The organism is Hirschia litorea (assembly GCF_042665075.1).
Taxonomy (GTDB): Bacteria; Pseudomonadota; Alphaproteobacteria; order Caulobacterales; family Hyphomonadaceae; genus Hirschia; species Hirschia litorea.
Genome location: NZ_JBHTBR010000007.1, coordinates 24,700 through 42,238, shown reverse-complemented (window position 1 = coordinate 42,238; position 17,539 = coordinate 24,700). Strand labels below are relative to the sequence as shown.

Below are 17,539 nucleotides of genomic sequence, written 5' to 3'. Positions count from 1 at the left end.
GGGGGGGGTAACTCTGCTCAATCCTTTTGAGGCGGCTCAGTATAAAATCTTTAAGTTGGATGTTTTATGAGCCAGTTTGATATTATCGTCGCCGCCCTATTCAGCATTGTTGTTCTTGCTGCAGGACTGGCCTTCGCCAAACTAAGCAGTGGCTCGGGAACAAAATCTTTCTTTGCTGGTGGCGGAGCTGTACCTTGGTGGGTGAGCGGCCTTTCCCTGTATATGAGCTTCTTCTCTGTTGGGACTTTTGTCGTGTGGGGATCAATTGCCTACACAGACGGTTTGGTTGCTGTGGCCATCCAATCAACCATGTGTCTTGCGGGTGTAATAATCGGGTTCTTAATCGCGCCTCGTTGGAACAAGACCAATGTCATGACGGCTGCAGAATATATTGGTGACCGTTTAGGAGAGAATACCAAAACTATATATACAGCGCTATTTTTATTGAGTTCAATGGTGGGTATGGGCGGCTGGCTCTACCCTGTTGGTAAGATTGTCGAGGTCTCAACCGGCGTTCCTCTAGAAATGGCCATTCTGTTCCTTGCTGGCTTTATCCTACTTTATGCAGTGGTTGGAGGATTGTGGGCAGTTCTTGTGACAGATATACTCCAATTTGTTGTTCTAAGTGCAGCTATTATAATTGTGGTTCCCCTATCCTTCGCTCAAGTCGGTGGCATTAGCGGTTTTGTTGAGCAAGCACCGGAGCGATTTTTTAACCTCACAAATTCCGAATATAATATCGGCTTTATGATCGCATTTCTGATCTATAATACAGTCTTTATTGGGGGCCATTGGGGTTATGTTCAACGTTTCACAACAGTAGATAATCCTAAGTCTGCCCAAAAGGTTGCTTGGCTATTTGCAGCCCTCTACTTGTTCAGCCCGATTGTATGGATGCTGCCTCCCATGATTTATCGTATTATGGAACCAGACCTCTCCGGCTTGGCGAATGAAGGTGCCTATATGCTGGTAAGTAAAGCTGTTCTTCCCGCAGGCATTTTAGGGCTTATGATCACCGCAATGGTTTTCGCTACAGCAAGCTCAGTGAATACCGTGCTAAACATTTCAGCTGCGGTTTTCACGAATGATATTTACAAATCCTTACGCAAATCAGCCTCAGAAAAACATCTACTGACCGTTGGTCGTATTTCCACGGCTGTATTAGGCGTGACAGCTATCGGAAGTGCCTTCCTGGTTGAACAACTCGGAGGCATCGTCAACATGATCCTCTCTATTTCTGCAATTATAGGTGGCTCCCTATTTATGCCGCCTATCTGGACGTTGTTTTCACGTCGTCAAACAGCATTCAGCATCCTAACTGTGACGTTCATTTCCTTGAGCGCAAACATAGGACTTAACTTTATTCCGGAAACGATTATCGGTTTATCTTTAGATCGATCGTCTCAAATGCTTTTTGGCGTGTTCTTTCCAATGGCGTTGCTACTTGCTTTTGAACTTCTCTATATATTTCAGAACCGAGAAGACCTTCGTATGAAACACTATGACAGCATCTACAAAACAAAACACGATGAGAAGCTAGCAATTGTCGAAGAGGCATCAGAAGAAAATGCAGATAACCGCGCAACAACAATTATAGGCACGAGTATTGCCGTAGTTGGTGTTCTGATTGTTGGCCTTGGACTACTTGCACCGCACTCCCAAATAACGGTCATATCCACTGGAAGCATAATTATTTTAGCCGGAGCACTTCTTGTCGCACCTACGCTAAAGACCAAATTCAAGTAAACACTAAGAATCTTCGGATTGAAGCGCTCATATTGAACAACAGATGCGAGAATTCTCATCAACCAGTTAGAAGATGAGAATTTTCACCTCGCACACGCCTAGACGAATACTAGAGTCTAGTTAGTTTTTGTTTAGCATCATTCATTTTAAAATTACTTCTCAGAACGATCAAACCTATTGCTAAGAGAACCCCAACAAACACCATTAGCTCTCTGCGGTTTTCTTCTGTTAACAGTGCAATAACGATCATGATCGCTGCACTCACACCCAATGCTATCACAACAATCCATGCCGGTGTGGAATCATAAATTGAAGCAATTGGTCGTGTTTCTATTTTAGGCTCAATTGCTTCGACCCGCCGCCATCCTTCATCGACACCTTTAGATCGAATTTGCAAAATCGACATAACAAATATTGGGAGCACGACGCCTATTAAGATATCCACCAATCGCTGGGAATTCTGAACCCAATGACTAAAGTTCACGAGATACTCCACCTCAGCTAGCAAGCCCCCCTCTAGGAAAAGACCTTTCAGCACCACTCCGACAAAAACACTTGTTCCAGCCACAACCCAAACCGACCGAGACGAAATACTAGAGCTAAACAATCCCCAAACTGCTGGCAACATTAGAGGCACGACTATCAAAATTGCTTTGGAAATAACCACTTTTGCCGCGCCGCCGAAATTAGGTATCAGTAACGCAATACCGATTAAAAGCGCACCGATGATAACTGAAGCAAAACGACCAACCCATATCAGTTCCGCTTCAGAAGCTGCCGGTTTTATCCGCGCCTGATAGAATTGATATGTCAGAGCGCCGGCAAACACATTCAACTGAGAACTCACCATACTTGCTGTAGCTGAAAACAGCGCCGCAGCCATCATCCCTACCATCCCAACGGGAAGAACCGTAATGCTTGCTAAGATATACGCTTGCTCAGGGTTCGCATCCGGATTCACGATACGATAAATCAATGTAGGTGCCAGCCATATAACGGGACTCACAAGATAAAGAGCACTAATTAGGTAGGCACTTTTCTTAGCTTCACCCACATTTCGTACACTAATAAAGCGCTGGGCAAACGCCCACTCACCACCCACCGTAACAAAATTGATCAAGCACCAAGCTACTAAAAAATACCATGTAAATTCATCATTTACCAAATCAAAAAACTGCGGTGGTGCACGTTCAATAACAGAATTGATGCCACCAACATCGATCAACAGAAGCACAACAACGAAAACAACTGACAAGCTAAGAATTATGAACTGAACAACATCGGTCATCAACACGGCCCATAGTCCGCCCGCCATAGTATAGAAAACAACGATCAAACCGAGCAGAAAAATAGCCCATTCAACAGAGAGAAACCCTGTCTCTTCACTTTGCAAAATATGACCATCACTTAGAGGCATGAGAGGCACGAGCAAAACTGCTAATCCATACAGAGAAACAGCTGATCCCACTATTCGGAATGCGAGCATAACCCAAATGTAGAACTGAACAGCTGCATCTCCAAAGCGAAGTGAAATATATTCTGAAGGCGTATCAACCCCCAAAGCCTTCCATCTGCCTGCTATAAAGTATCCCGCCGCTAAAGCAGCGATGCCATAGCACATATTAATTGATAGCGCGACAATACCATGCTTATAGGCCAAACCTCCCCACACGACGAATGTTGCCGCCGAAAAAAGTGTCATAAATCCACTAAGTCCGGAGACCCACCACGGCGCTTCTCCCCCTGCAGAAAACATGTCTTTAGACGTTTTATTTCTAAAGTAGAAAAATGCCCCTAAACCGAGCGTTCCCAATAGATACAACCCAAAAACAATATAATCCAGAAAACTCATAAATAGATCCCCTCAGTGCGCATGGCATACTCAAAAACAGAGGCGCTGCCTTAGTCCGCAACGCCTCTTGCTTCGAACGATATTTAGAAAGTTCCGCGAACACCAAAAATTAGGCTCGGCCCCGTTTCAGCGACACGATATCTACGATCTTCAAACATCGAGTACTGATTAACTTGTGTATCCAAGATATTCACGGCATCAAAAGTCAGAGCCAAATTGCTTAGGATATTATAACTACCGGAAAGGTCGAGTTGACCACTACCTTTTTGGAAAACAGAGCCACCCGTGGCGACACTCTCCACCACTTCGAGAAACTCACTCCGATAATTGTAAGCCGCACGTAGTGAAATTTTGTCAGTTTCATAGAAGCCAACTAAATTATAGCTATGTTCCGACAACCCTTCCAACCCAAGAGGCGTCCCAAAAACCAAAACATCTGCACCTGATGGTAAAGGTGCTAACCCTCCATTTGTAGTACTAGGGTCTCGGTTTGGCTCTCCTCCATCTGCATACGTGTAGTTGGCGATGAATCCAAAACCACTGTCGAATGTTTTTTGAGCTGCTAATTCCAGTCCGGTAATCGTTCCCGGCGCTCCATTAGTAGGACGAGAAACCGTGAATACCCGCTCTCCCAACCCCGGAATGGTTTCTTGAAAATTGCGTCGTACTAGAAATGACTTTGACTCTTTTCTAAACAACGCAGCTGACAGCATGCTGGTATCATCAATATACCACTCTAAAGATAAGTCATGTGCATTCGCTCTAAACGGATCTAGCGAAGGGTTGCCACTCGTAGCGAACCCGTTGATCACGTCCACACCAAAGGCTGGTAAAAGATCAAAAGTAGGTGGCCGAGACATAACCTTAGAATAAGAATACCTAAGAGCAATATCATCTCTAAGGTCAGCTTTAACGTTCAAACTAGGCAAATAGTCAGTGTAACTATTATCAAGGTTCAAAGCAGCAACAACACCAATTGCTGGTGTCTTTGCAATGAGATCCGTGTTTACTGCACGAATACCGACATTACCTGAAACAGGTATCTTCGTTTCTATAGAAAAATTGGCCTTCAGATACGCAGCCATTGATTTCTCATCTAACACCACAGCTTCATTGAGGCTCTCAGTCAAAGCTGAGGGGTTCAATGCTGCAGCTGGTCCACGACCAACCCCCTGCCCACCAGATGCAGATGGTCCGAAAATAAATTGCGGGTGCTCTCCAAACACATTGCTAATCGACGCCACTGGATTTATTTCACTAGGAAAATCGGCCAAAGTCGTACCTGACGCGCCACTGAATGACGAACGAACAGCACTTCTTTCAAAACTCGAGGATGAATATCTCATCCCAAGTTCAATTGAGGTAAGTGGCGAATTATTGATCTCGTAATCAACATCAACACGCCCGCTAAGCTCTTCGTTTGTATAGGTACGTATACTGTTGAAACCAACATTATTTCTGAAATTTAGTGGATCAAGAATATCAAACCCAGCATCTAGCAATTGAATAGACGGCACAGTAGGTCGAAAATCAACACCAACCCTTGTCTGCGCTAGAGACTGAGCACGTAGGAAATTTTGATCTTCAATTTGTTCAGATTCACCGATTGTGAATTCCGTTTTTACGTTTAACGCGTCTTGAGAGAATTCAGCACCTGTTACAAAAGAAGCTGTATGGGAGCTGATATCATTTTCCTCCCCATTTCCCTGAATAAGCGTGTCATACTCAGCAGCTAATAAGGACCTATTGTCAGATATTACTTTATTATCAAATGCTTCAAAATTTGGTCCCTCGGATCCGCCACCATAACGAACTGACAACCAATTACGGACACGCTCAATACCAAATTCAGCGTAGAAACCATTCAAATATAACTCTAATGCATCAGTTGGCTGCCATTGAAGCCCAGCGCTGAATGAAGTCCGTGTACGATCTTCGTTCAAATCCTGCCATCTTGATTCATTACCTACAAAGAAAAAATCTTCAGTGTTCGCGGAATCCGCACTTCCGATAACTTCTGTACCACGCGTATAATAAACGTCTTCTTGCAATTTTCGAACGTCATGGCTCGCGCTAAACAAATACCCTAACTTTCCGTCAAGAACAGTGTCCGCAACCAACACAGAACCTCGAGGACTGAACGCATCAGCTGCTTTAGAATAAACGCCCTCAGCTGTGTAAGAGACAGTGAAATCATCAAATTCTAGGGGCTTCCTTAAGTGGAGCTGCACATGCCCCCCAATACCACCTTCAATTAGATCTGCTGTAGGGGACTTCGCTACTTCCAACCCAGAAAACATCTGAGATGGCAGAAATTGCAAAACATTAAATGTACTTTCATTGGGACCATTATTACGGCCGGTCGGGTTCACAAGTGTTGCCCCTCCGACTTCAATTCTATTGTCCCTTAAACCTCGAATGGCAATTGCAGCCCCTTCACCATTCCGACGTCTAATTTGCACCCCATTTATACGCTGAAGCGCTTCAGCTACATTCTGATCTGGAAGCTTACCTATATCTTCAGCCGAAATGACATCAACGATAGAAGAAGCATTTTTCTTCATTGAAACAGCATCTGACAAACTCTTGCGAATACCTGTAACAACTATTGTTTCCAGTAGAATTGGATTTTCCGCTTCCACATCCGTTGGCTCTACGCTTTGAGCATTCGCCCCGCCCACTCCTAAAATAGTTGTCGCAAGTCCTGCAAACAATGACTTTTTAAAAGAACGTGTTTTCATATTATCTCCCCTTGGCTTTTTTAGTTTTTGCACTTCAGAAACGGAGACAGTAATGACTCCACTTTCTGTAAGGCCGCCTTTAAGAGAAGTCCCTTCGAGCAACGCATTTAACGCCTCACTCACAGTCATTCGTCCATTAATTGCATTTGTTCGAACAGTCTCAACATCATCTGTTTGGAAGAGAACAGAATGCCCCGTACTATAAGAAAGAGATTTGAAAGCTTCAGGTACCGGCGATGACGGTATACTTAGCTCGTACCTCTCTTGTGCAGTGGCCTGAAAAACAACAGCCTCCGCCAGTAGAATGATGAAAAACAACACCCTCCTTATAGTACTAAACAGACTAGATTCTCCCCGTTTTATATTGTTTCTATCGAACAACTTACTTCTTTATAAGCGACCTTAATATAGTAGACGGTCGCAACGTCTTTTCCCTCCATGTATACTTATTTTTTATTTCAAAAAAAACAAACGAAAAACCCAAAATCACTCTAAAAGCTATCTTTATTTCTATTCTTTTCTAGAAATCACGATGCTACCATCATCAGAATTGACAACTTTTAGATTGAAGGAGTACTCAAGCGCTTCAAAGAAAGCTTCCGTCTCTCCTGCGCGAAAAACGCCGCCAAACGTGAGTTCGCCGAGTTGCTCATCTTCTAGCTTTATATTTTTTGGGGTGTATCGTTGCATTTCCGCGACGACGTCAATCAAAGGTTTTTTATCAAATTCTAAAATCCCAGCTCGCCACGCCAACTGCCGAGACATATCTTTTAAAGTTATCTCCTCAACGACAGGCGTACTCACTACATTTGAGATATGCAATTGCTGCCCAGCAGTGATCAATTTATCATTGGGACCTCCTATGGAAAGTCCAGATACAGAAGGCGTTTTTCCCTGCGCCTTCGTTGAGGAATACAACTCACCGACTCCCAACAAAACCTTCCCTTCAGAAACCGTCACAATTAGCTCATTATTCGTTCTACGAACAGCAAATGCAGTACCAACAGCAGTGATGCGCCGTCCTTCCACATAAACGGAAAATGGTTTGTCAGGATTATGAGCTACATCAAAAAACACTTCCCCTTTATTCAGAAGCACGCGTCGTTCATTCCCTTCAAAATCAACTTCGATTTCACTATTAGTATTCAGCTTTACAGAACTACCATCAGTGAGAGCCGCCTCCTCTACTTGGCCAACGACCGTCGCAATTTGGTAGACTTCATGCGGTTTATTGAATTGATTTATTGAAAACCATATGAGTGCGCAGGCACAAATGCTTACAGCTACAAAAGCACCACCCCGCCCCCGAACACCGACCCGCTTACTTCTCATAAAGGATGACTGTTTCTTTTGAGACGAATTCAGATGCCCCGCCAAATCAGCCAACACATTCACTTGTCTCGATAATTCCGCCGCTTCACGGATCTCAACATAATGTTTAGGGCTACGGCTAATCCACTCCTGAAAGGCCGCTAAATCTTCTGTAGAAAGCTCACTCGTCTCTAATTGAGCTATCCATGAAAAAGCTTCATTCCGAATATCAGAATCAACGTACAAATTAATTTTATTCTTCATGTTTTGTATCCCTAGATACAAGCACTTTGGATCGCGAACCTAAAATCGGGGCTGCCGTAGAAACTCGCCGGACCTTACTTGCGTCTCTAGCATTCATAAATTCCCGACACCTTTTAAGTCCTGCAATCGTATGTTTTTCAGTTGTACTAATTGAAATTCCAAGCTTCTTGGAAATATCTTTGTGAGAATATCCATAGACTTTCTTTAAAACAAAGACCTCACGGCATTGTTTGGGGAGAGAGGCAACAGCTTCGCCAAACAAATGCATTCTTTTCCGACTATCTAAAATTTCTTCAGGGGTTGGCACATCTTCAGCTTCAATATCAGGCGCATAATCATCAATAAATTCGATAATGGACCTAGATTTTCGATCCAACTCATCTTTAACGAGATTGCGTGCGATCATGAAAAGATACGCTTTAGGCTGCTCAATCTCATTCTCTTTCTCAGCATGAAGTGCACGCATTATTGTTTCTTGAGTAATGTCCTCAACCTGCTGCCTATCAGGCGCTATTCTCTTGATTAAACGCCGTATAACGGGCTCCGCTTCTAAGAATGCCCCCCAGATTCCGCCAGCCTTATCCGTCTTCGCGCGAGTGGAGTTTAACTTGCTCACAAAAACACCCCTCCACGACCAATATTATATCACTAGCTTCTTGTATAAAAAGCCTTCTCAATTGAAGTAGACGGAACGCAAAACAAAACCCGCTATATAAATTGCAGAATAATTAAAAAAATTACCAACTAACCTTAGCAGAGGAAGCTGAGACGTTGCAGGCTTTGTCTGATTCCGCCGCCGATTTCGAACTTATCCAGTTTGCACCACGTTGGAAGCAGGAAACCCCTACCTTCCGATACTTTTAGACTTCACCCGCGACCATCAAATCAGCCACAACAATGCGCGCTAGGTCCCCGCACTCGACGAAAAAAGTGGATAGTCTTCTGCATGAATTAGTTTCAACAGACAGAGAGTTTACAACAAATCATTGCGTGTCAGACTTAGAAAAGAAGTCCTACATCCGCCACCTCACATAATGTTCATCAGTTTCATTGGAGCACTCCATTTCCTAGTAGTTTAACGGTCTAGGATTCCAATTTTCATTCACCTCCGGAATAATCTCTGCGGGAATGTCAATTTTTTTGTCATCGGCACCGCCTGCAAAACGACTTATATTGTAGCTGTTTGCTTTGCTCCAATCTACTTCGGCGCGACCATCCCCCAACACAATCTTTCCTAGCTTTTCTCGGAACCACAAAGAAAGCGGTAGATATTCTTGTGTGTAGGCGACATTTTTGCGTTCTAAAGGGTCCGCCCTTAAATCGTATAAAGCCAAGTCCACATTCATAGGGTCGGTTTCCAGAGCCCAAAGCACATTATCGTTCAAGCTTGGAGAGGCGGCGATCGTTCTACGGTTGCGCGTGCGCATTGAAAAAGCAAAATGCTTAGTGCGCATGAAAGCACGATGGCCATGAACTAAATTCATTTCACCGAGGATGTAATCTCTTTCAGTATTGGAATCATTTAGAACTTCCGCCAGATCTAAACCATCAAGATATTCATATTCTGGCTTTTCAACATCTTCTCCGGCAGCTGAGAAAAATGTGGGCGCAAAATCGACGTATTCGACGAATTCGTCGATAATTTTGCCGGCAGGCCAGCTCTTTTTGTCGGAGGAGACAACAATGACAGCCCCATTTAGCGATTGCTTCCAAGGACCAAACTTGGCCATTATACCTTGCTCTCCGAGGTGCCACCCATGATCTCCGACGGTGTAAACAATCAGCCATTCTCTCTCTTGTTTTTCAGAATATTCTTTGAAGGCTTCAACTGCTTCACCAATCAATGCATCTCCATACGCTGTGAAAGCATAATAATCTCGAATAGCCTGAAGCTTTTCGTTATCCTTCATCGCATCGGTCTTGGATTCATTGTAAGTTTGAAGGAGTTGACCAGGCCATGTGGACAATTCTTCAGTATCAAATGCAGGTATTTTATATTTCTTGTTTTTGAATTGATCGCGGAATTTCTTAGGAGGAAGAACAGGCGTGTGCGGGAGGTGAAAGCCTAAATTCACAAATAATGGCTTATCGTTATTTGCGCCTTCCACCTCTTTACCCCACAAAGTTTTATAGCTTTTGCCGGCATGAGAAAGATGGTTTTTGAACTCCTTTACAATGCTTGCATCTATCGTTTCTCCCGCAGGCCTGGGGTTTTCTCCACCCAATATTAAGCCTGTGTTTATCCGGGTATACGCACGCAGAATATCGAACTCTTTTTCCACTTCCGCTTTAATTGCAGTTTCTTCTTCGGTGAGGAGGCGATCTTCTTTGGTGAGCACATATTCTTTTACTTCACCGGTAGGATAGAAAATCGTTTCTGTGGAATCTTTGCGCAGCAACACGCCATCCTTCAATCCATAAGCGCCTGTTGAAACGAGATCACCGATGCCATTTCGTTCCAGATCACGACTAAAATCCAATTCGAAATCAAAAATATCTGAACGGAGCGTTTTATTGTTTTCACGTCTTTGTTGAATATCTTCTGGAGAGTTCTGCCGGAATTTAGATACACCGTGGTGAGATTTGCCGATGAGAGCCGTACCATATCCTGCCTCACGCATTGTTTGAGAAAGTGTGGGGCGTGAGATGTCTACTTCTTGGTGCATCGCTTCCCAAGCGTATTTGCCGCTTCTGAAAGGGTAACGACCAGTATGCATGGAAGCTCTTGATGGTCCACACGCTGGTGACTGATTGTAAGCTTGTGTAAAGAGCACTCCCTCAGCGATCAGTTTGTCAGTAACAGGAGATGAGACATACCCTAAAGGACTCTCGCTTTGTCCTGTCATTGCCTGATTGTAAGCCCGAATTGAATCAGGGCGATGATCATCAGTGACAATCCACAAAATATTTGGTTGGCTATTTTCTTGTTCAGCAAAGCTCAGGGGCGAGATTACAAGAGCAAGAAGGCTTGCGAGGCATGTGCCAAAGATTGTTTTCATAGCTTCCACCTATTTCTATGTCTTTCGTTTCAAGACGCAAAACGAACAACAACACACATCGACACTCTTCAATTAATCAAGTTTAGGCCTAGAGTTGCAGGTATTCTTTAGGCAGGATTAACTCGGGGTACGTGTTGTTTTGTGGAATACTGGATAGAAGACCATTGAAAAATCCACGTAAAAACAGTTAGTTTTGGTGTAAAAATTTGTTTATAACAGGTGATTTATGGATGACGCATCTCAGATTATAAAAGAAGCGGAAAGAGTCATCCAGAATGGTGGAGTTGGAAAAGCTCGAACTTACAAAGACCTACTTCTATACCTTGCAAATCGTGCATCTGAAAACAACGCAACTTCCCCCAAGGAAATAGAAATAGCACAAGATGTGTTTGGAAAGACTGGGACGTCTTCACCAACAGATTCCTCAACTCGCGTTTACATTCATAACCTACGAAACAAGCTTATTGCTTATTACTCCCAACCCAAAAACCAATCGGACTATCAACTTTCCATCCCTCACGGGGGATACTCAATCGAATTGTCAAAACCATCAGTAATTTCACAAACTGAACAGCATTCCGAGAGGGGTGATAATAGCCGACTGATCTCCTCGTGGTTCTCTTTCAAAAGCACTCAATTATTCTCAGCTTTTCTGATAGGTGCATTGTTGGCAGTGATCTCGTTGGAATTATTTAGCAAAACCGATCAAAAAACTTTGCAGAGTTCTGACAACTTGTTCTGGAGCTCTCTTCTTGAAAATGAAATGCCGATATTGATCGTTTCTGGCGATACCTTTTTCTATGTAGAAGATACGGGCGTTAAAGAAACAACGCGTGTGATATATAATCTGTATATGGACACGTATGCACAATTTACCCAGTTTATTGCCAATTCGCAGTCGTCATCACATGACGTCATAAATAGGTATCCAGATTCCATTCATTTTGTGTCTCGAGGAACGCTAAATGCAGTGTCTATTCTGACAGAAAAATACAATAATGCTCGTCCCCTGGAGTATAAAATAGCTTCTGAAGTGACGGCGAATGATATCCGCAATAAGAATATTATTTTTGTCGGTCAATTTCGTACGCAACAGAATATGGAGCCGATCTATCGAGGCCTACCTGTAGATTTCCAAGAGAATTATGGTGGCTTCACTCTCACAACCACCGATCAAGAATTTAAACAAATCGGCAAAGCCTCAGAAGTACATAAAGACTATGGTTTGTTTACCCAACACACTGGCGAAAACGGCAATAGGGTTGTTACTTTTGGATCTATCCAAGATACGTCACTGGCACGAATGGTCAGATTTGCTACGAGTAATGATAGTTATTCAACGATTGGAAATACCAAAAATGATTGGACTGATCTTGCCGCAGTTTTTGAAGTTATGGGTATTGATCGTTCTGATGTTAAAGCTGAGTTAATATATCAAACTGATGTTATCGGTCGGCAAAACATAGAAGATCCGTCTCGCTAAATATCGAGTACGAACACTCCATTCATTCTGGACACTTTGCCCATGACAACCTTAAAAATCGGTATAAATACGCCCCGCCCTCACCACATTGGGACTGGCAAATAAAGCCCCCAAGAAATTATTCTCGGGAGCTTTGTGTATTTACCCTTTTCACTTAAAAGGGGTTGCATCAATACCTTTTAAAATACCTTCAGGCATTTGTGGTAACTCAAAGGCTCGCACCTGAGCATTGGGGCGCGAAATAGCATAAACAATTCGAGCCTCATTAGGGTCAAACGCAAAAGCTTGGCCTTCAGCCTCTATATTTATTGTTGCAATATGAATAAGCTTAGGCCCCATTGTTGGCTTCGCTAAAACATACATTTCTTTGCGATCATGCCCCATCATATACAAAAAGCCGTCTTGGCCCAAAGCACCACCTGACGCAGCCTGAGGGGCCATTAAACTGACAAGCGTATTGGGAAGCATCCAACCGCCCGTTCGCCGCCACGATGCATCATAGGTGTGCACACCAGCATAGGCATTAGTCTTAAATGGTAGTCCTGTTTCATCATTATAATGTGCAAATCCAACAATCCAGCCGCCTTGATAATGGTCAAACCAGACCAACGACCCTTCATCCATCAGCCCTAAACTATGGCTATCAATATGCTCGAGACTAAGCGCATCAAACACTTCAATTGAACTACCCATAGGCACTTCAGGATGATTGGAGTTCGCACACACTAAGCGCTTCCCCTCGATCAAACATGAATTAAGATGGCGTATCAGACCTTTACGTGGCCCGATCCAGCGTGCTTGCAGTTCTTTGCTAATCTTATCATAGCGTCCAATGACATGATTAACGATCGCGTAAATTGATTTGCTATCACCTGCTGCGCCCTGACGCGCCTCAACTGCATCCCAACTTCCCACAAGCTTAGCATCCAATACAATTGGCTTTGGCGCTTCATATACAGGAATTTCCTTATACTTTAGTTCTGCAAACGCCGGCGAAATGGTGAGTGCGATCATCGCACCCACCACCATAAGAGGCTTAAAACCTAACATTGTTATCCTCATTAGAAACTCGCTGTTAGCCCGAGCCAAAGCGTACGCCCAAAGACGGCATCTTCTTGCAGGTACAATGCGTCTGGCCCTGTGAGTTCACGCCGCCCAGAACCAGTCAGGTTTTGAACTTCCCCTACCAAAGTCATATTTGAATTGATGTTGAAACGCGCTTGTAAATCAACCTGCTCACGCGAATCCCAATACTCATCTGCATTGATATTATTCGCACTAATCGTATCGATGAATGTATCCGTGAAATTATAGCTGGCACGCATCTCGAACACTTCTGTGGCATAAAATGCAGTTAGATTGTACGCATTATCAGGTTGCTGGAAAAAACCTGTCACACGACTTGAACCATCCGCCAATGGCACAGTAAATTCAGTGTCCAATAAAGTCATGTTTGCCGCTACACCAAGACCATTCCACGGCGCTGGCAAGAAACCAAAAGTCTGCTGATATTGGGCCTCAAAGCCGAATATCTCCGCACTCTCAGCATTTTCCGGCTGCGTAAGCGCGTCATAAGTAACACCATCAACGGTGACAGGCCCAGCAGTTGTAAGTGTGAAAATCTCGTCTGCTATATCCTTATAGAATACGCCCGCCGCCAAAATACCGTCTCCGATATACCATTCAGCGGATACATCAAAGTTAGTTGAACTACGTGGCTTTAGGTCAGGGTTAGACCGAGAGATGGTATTGTCCGCTGTATTGATAGACACACCTTGGGTCATCAGGTTTAAATTTGGACGCCCCAATGTACGAGAAGCCGCTGCGCGGATCACCACATCGTCACGTACATTATAACGCATATTGATAGATGGAAGCACATCAGAATACTCACCTGACACAACCTCACCACCTTGCGGCAAACCCTCAAACTCGGTTTGCTCAAAGCGCAACCCACCCGTTACATTAAATGGCCCGCGATCCCACGTACCCATTAAATATGCTGCGGATGTCTCCTCACTTGCTGTTGAGCCACTCATTGTTGTGAATGAGCTTACAAGGTTCCCACTTTGGGCTATTGCATCAGAAGCCTCAATAGAAATACGTTGCGGGAAACTATAGCCCCCCTGATAGTCAACTTCTCGAAGCGAAGCCTCATTGACCAACGCTAATGTGTAGTTGAACCCTGTATCCGCAATAAACCGCTCAAATGTAAAACCTTCTGTTTTTTCACTCGTGCGAAACAATACACCTGTTGCAAACTTCCAATCCGCAAGAGCTGGCGCATCCCAATTCAAGTCTGCTGAATATTCTTGAATTTCATCGTCGGCGAAACGATCCAATACACCTCGGTTTTGAAAGGCATAATTTTCAGCATCGTAAAACGCGACCGGATCAAGTGGTTGAACCGAGTTAAAAAATGAAGACGTATCATAACGTGCCCCAAAACTCGTGTCAGTCGAAAACCCTTCTGTCACTTCTGGGTTTGAAAGTTCAGCGGTCGTGTATACAGCTTGTACATCCAACTCCCATCCCGGAGCAAAACGCCATTCAGCGGCAGAACGCAGATTGATAATTTCACGATCCAACACGAAGCGGCCAATCCCGATTTTGTTGTAACCTGTATCTGTAACACCGCTTGTCGCTGTTTGATTGGTAATCTGAGCTGGTTGGTTTGAACCACCGCCCGTGCCTAATTCATAAATCTGCTCGTCGCGGCGTTCGTCATCATTATATTCATTGTAAGATAGAGCGATTTCAGCCTGAAATGCATCGCTTGGCTGCCACTCACCTTTTGCAACGACGCCAATTCGTTCACGCACATTATTGTAAAAAAACTGCCGTGTATTTGTCGGTACAACAAGACCATTTCCATTACCGAGGCCAACATTAACGCCTAGATCATCAAACTCCGTGTAATCAGCGTCATCTACTTCAATTTGTGGGATGTTGAAGTTCAGTATGGAATAATCCAAACCAAGCACCGCTCCGAATTGATCATTTGGACCAAAACGACTGCCTGCCGCTAAATTCGCACGCCATGTTGTCTTTTTATCATCACCATCTAGTGTCGTTCCCTTGCCGGCTTGCTCATAATCTCCAAGGTAAACGCCGCCTACAAGAAACGGTGTTGAATCATCAAACGCACTGCGCGTTACAAGGTTGATTGTCCCGCCAATAGCATTGTGATCCAGATTTGGTGTGATGGATTTTTGTACTTCGATACGCGATACAAGAGACGCAGGAATGAGGTCCAGAGGCACAGCACGTCCCAAACCACCTCGCTCTGGAGACGCAACAATACCGCCATCAATTGTCGTGCGGTTATAAGTTGCATTTAATCCACGAATAATAGGGAAACGCGCTTCACCTTGGTCATTTTGAACTGCTGCCCCCGGAATGCGCACAAGCGTCTGGGCGATGTTCAAATCAGGTAAACGCCCGATATCATCTTGCGCAATAGCATCCAGAATAATATCTGAATTACGCTTTGTTTCAATTGAACGCGCTTGGGATAGTGCCTGCCCGTACACAATGATAGTGTCACGGCGTTGTGTTGAGTTGAGAGATGCACTCTTATCAACGTCCTGCTTGGTCGCAGGCTTGGTTTGAGGCGCAGGCTTGGCAGGTGCTGTATCCTCAACAACCATGAATAGACCACTTGGGCTGCGCTTTAGAGAAAGTCCGGCACCATCCAGCAATTCGTTCAGACCGTCTTCTGGAGTATGAACACCGGAAAGCCCTTTGGATTGTTTGCCAGCTGTTAAATCTGCTGAAGCCACCAGTGTCACACCAGATTGCTCTGAGAATGCAGTTAAAGCCTCTGCAAGCGACTGGCGTTCAATGTTAAAAGACACCTTGCTTTCAGTCTGCGCATAAGCGCTCTCTGCTTGCACCAAACTTACAAGCGAAATAGCAGAAAATAATCCCGCCCGAATTTTACCTGACATCGTCATATGAAATACCCTCATCCATTGCATCTCCGCCTACCCGCAAATTCAGTTTGCAAGCTTACGGACATTCAAAAGACGCTGGGGTGTTTCAGTTTTTGCAGGCCATTAGTCTGTTTCACCAAAGCTTCATATTCACAATACTTAGAAGTAGAAGATCACCCTATTTACGCGACAAAATAGTTACGTCTTCATAATTGGCGACCTCTAATCCATGCACATATACAACCCCTTCAAGCATTTGGTCCGACTGTTCTATGTCGAATGAAGTGGTGAATAATAAGTCGCCAATGCTCTGCTCAGATAATACAATCTTATTATCTCGATATTTGTTTGCATCAATTATGATATCTTCCAGACGCGCTTGAGAAAACGACAAATGCCCTTTTGTCCATCCCGTCTGTTTGTCCTTATCAAATGAGCGTACTTCTTTGAGTGAACCATCTATTTTTGCGAGCATCTGTTTGCCAGGCAATAATTGAACCAAGATTTCATTGCTAGGGTCTTTGGCTTTAGACACATCCACGACCCCTTCCAGAACTGAAACCCTCACATCATTCACGCTCTTACGTATATCAAATGCAGTTCCCTTAACTGTCACAAGATTTTCACCCGTATCGACAATAAAGGGCCTAGCTTCATCTTTTGCGACATCAAAAAAAGCGCGGCCTTTTAGTAGATTCACATATCGCTTTTTGTCACTAAACGTAACAGTCAACTCAGACTCTGCATCGAGTTTTACAAGCGACCCATCCTCAAGCTCAATGTTTTGAATTTTTCCTGTAAGTGTCGCAAATTGTAAAACTGCCCCTGCGGTAGCATTCAGACTCTCAGTCTCTTCATTGCCAAACCCATCAAACAAAGAGCCCGTGGAAATTATAACACCACACCCTATTAGGAAAGCAGCTGCTGTCATGGCACGCGCACCCATCAGCCAATTAGCAGCCCCCCTTCTCGGAGCTTCCTCCGGCTCTACAGGAAGGAAGCTCTCGATATCCTCGACAAGATCAAGGCTCATCCATAGAGCACGAATACTCTCAAACGCTTGTTTATGTTTAATGTCTTGCTCAAGCCATTGATCTAGTGCGCGATATTGTTGCTCACTTGCACTTCCAGAATTGATTAGCAGAAACCATTCTTGCGCAATATCCTCTGTCGTTTTATCTTTTTTACTATCAATAACAGTCATTTAT

At 44.0% G+C, this 17,539-nt stretch carries 10 protein-coding genes; 2 read left to right on the top strand and 8 right to left on the bottom strand.

The genetic code is table 11. The annotated features are described in order from the left end of the window. Positions 1-66 precede the first annotated feature (66 nt). Positions 67-1,746: a sodium:solute symporter family protein gene (locus ACFQS8_RS14595; protein WP_382168708.1), complete on the top strand. Its 1,680-nt coding sequence runs from the start codon at positions 67-69 to the stop codon at positions 1,744-1,746. Between the two features lie 109 nt (positions 1,747-1,855). On the opposite strand, the gene ACFQS8_RS14590 is transcribed toward ACFQS8_RS14595, so the two are convergent. The 5 genes from ACFQS8_RS14590 to ACFQS8_RS14570 all read right to left on the bottom strand — a co-directional run bounded on the left by ACFQS8_RS14590 (position 1,856) and on the right by ACFQS8_RS14570 (position 10,913). After that, entirely contained in the window at positions 1,856-3,598 is a 1,743-nt protein-coding gene (locus ACFQS8_RS14590; RefSeq protein ID WP_382168706.1) for a sodium:solute symporter family transporter, read from the bottom strand. An 83-nt stretch (positions 3,599-3,681) separates the two neighbouring features. After that, on the bottom strand, positions 3,682-6,657 hold the full coding sequence (locus ACFQS8_RS14585) for a TonB-dependent receptor (protein WP_382168704.1): 2,976 nt from the start codon (positions 6,655-6,657) through the stop codon (positions 3,682-3,684). Positions 6,658-6,849: 192 nt separating this feature from the next. After that, positions 6,850-7,914 (bottom strand): FecR family protein, encoded by a 1,065-nt coding sequence (locus tag ACFQS8_RS14580; protein ID WP_382168702.1) that lies wholly within the window; start codon positions 7,912-7,914, stop codon positions 6,850-6,852. Further along, positions 7,904-8,530, bottom strand: a complete 627-nt coding sequence (locus ACFQS8_RS14575; RefSeq protein WP_382168700.1) for an RNA polymerase sigma factor — start codon at positions 8,528-8,530, stop codon at positions 7,904-7,906. Before ACFQS8_RS14575 ends, ACFQS8_RS14580 begins: the two co-directional genes overlap by 11 nt. 451 nt (positions 8,531-8,981) lie before the next feature. Continuing rightward, positions 8,982-10,913, bottom strand: coding sequence for a sulfatase-like hydrolase/transferase (locus tag ACFQS8_RS14570; RefSeq protein WP_382168698.1), 1,932 nt, complete (start codon positions 10,911-10,913; stop codon positions 8,982-8,984). Between the two features lie 226 nt (positions 10,914-11,139). Between ACFQS8_RS14570 and ACFQS8_RS14565 the strand changes: the two genes are divergently transcribed. Beyond that, positions 11,140-12,396 carry a helix-turn-helix domain-containing protein gene (locus tag ACFQS8_RS14565; RefSeq protein ID WP_382168696.1) on the top strand — a complete coding sequence of 419 codons (1,257 nt, stop codon included), beginning with the start codon at positions 11,140-11,142 and terminating at the stop codon, positions 12,394-12,396. Positions 12,397-12,546: 150 nt separating this feature from the next. Here ACFQS8_RS14565 and ACFQS8_RS14560 read toward each other — a convergent pair whose 3' ends face one another. The 3 genes from ACFQS8_RS14560 to ACFQS8_RS14550 form a co-directional block, all read right to left on the bottom strand. Next, a complete protein-coding gene (locus ACFQS8_RS14560; protein WP_382168694.1) occupies positions 12,547-13,446 on the bottom strand; it encodes a hypothetical protein in 900 nt (299 codons plus the stop codon). 11 nt (positions 13,447-13,457) lie between these two features. Next, positions 13,458-16,352, bottom strand: a complete 2,895-nt coding sequence (locus ACFQS8_RS14555; RefSeq protein WP_382168693.1) for a TonB-dependent receptor — start codon at positions 16,350-16,352, stop codon at positions 13,458-13,460. Positions 16,353-16,509: 157 nt separating this feature from the next. Next, complete coding sequence (locus ACFQS8_RS14550; RefSeq protein ID WP_382168691.1) at positions 16,510-17,535, bottom strand: FecR family protein; 1,026 nt, start codon at positions 17,533-17,535, stop codon at positions 16,510-16,512. Between the last annotated feature and the right edge of the window lie 4 nt (positions 17,536-17,539).

Coding starts and splice junctions, on each gene's coding strand:
- ACFQS8_RS14595 (WP_382168708.1), top strand. CDS start 67: ATGAGCCAGTTTGATATTATCGTCGCCGCCCTATTCAGCATTGTTGTT.
- ACFQS8_RS14570 (WP_382168698.1), bottom strand. CDS start 10,913: ATGAAAACAATCTTTGGCACATGCCTCGCAAGCCTTCTTGCTCTTGTA.
- ACFQS8_RS14590 (WP_382168706.1), bottom strand. CDS start 3,598: ATGAGTTTTCTGGATTATATTGTTTTTGGGTTGTATCTATTGGGAACG.
- ACFQS8_RS14555 (WP_382168693.1), bottom strand. CDS start 16,352: ATGACGATGTCAGGTAAAATTCGGGCGGGATTATTTTCTGCTATTTCG.
- ACFQS8_RS14550 (WP_382168691.1), bottom strand. CDS start 17,535: ATGACTGTTATTGATAGTAAAAAAGATAAAACGACAGAGGATATTGCG.
- ACFQS8_RS14560 (WP_382168694.1), bottom strand. CDS start 13,446: ATGTTAGGTTTTAAGCCTCTTATGGTGGTGGGTGCGATGATCGCACTC.
- ACFQS8_RS14580 (WP_382168702.1), bottom strand. CDS start 7,914: ATGAAGAATAAAATTAATTTGTACGTTGATTCTGATATTCGGAATGAA.
- ACFQS8_RS14565 (WP_382168696.1), top strand. CDS start 11,140: ATGGATGACGCATCTCAGATTATAAAAGAAGCGGAAAGAGTCATCCAG.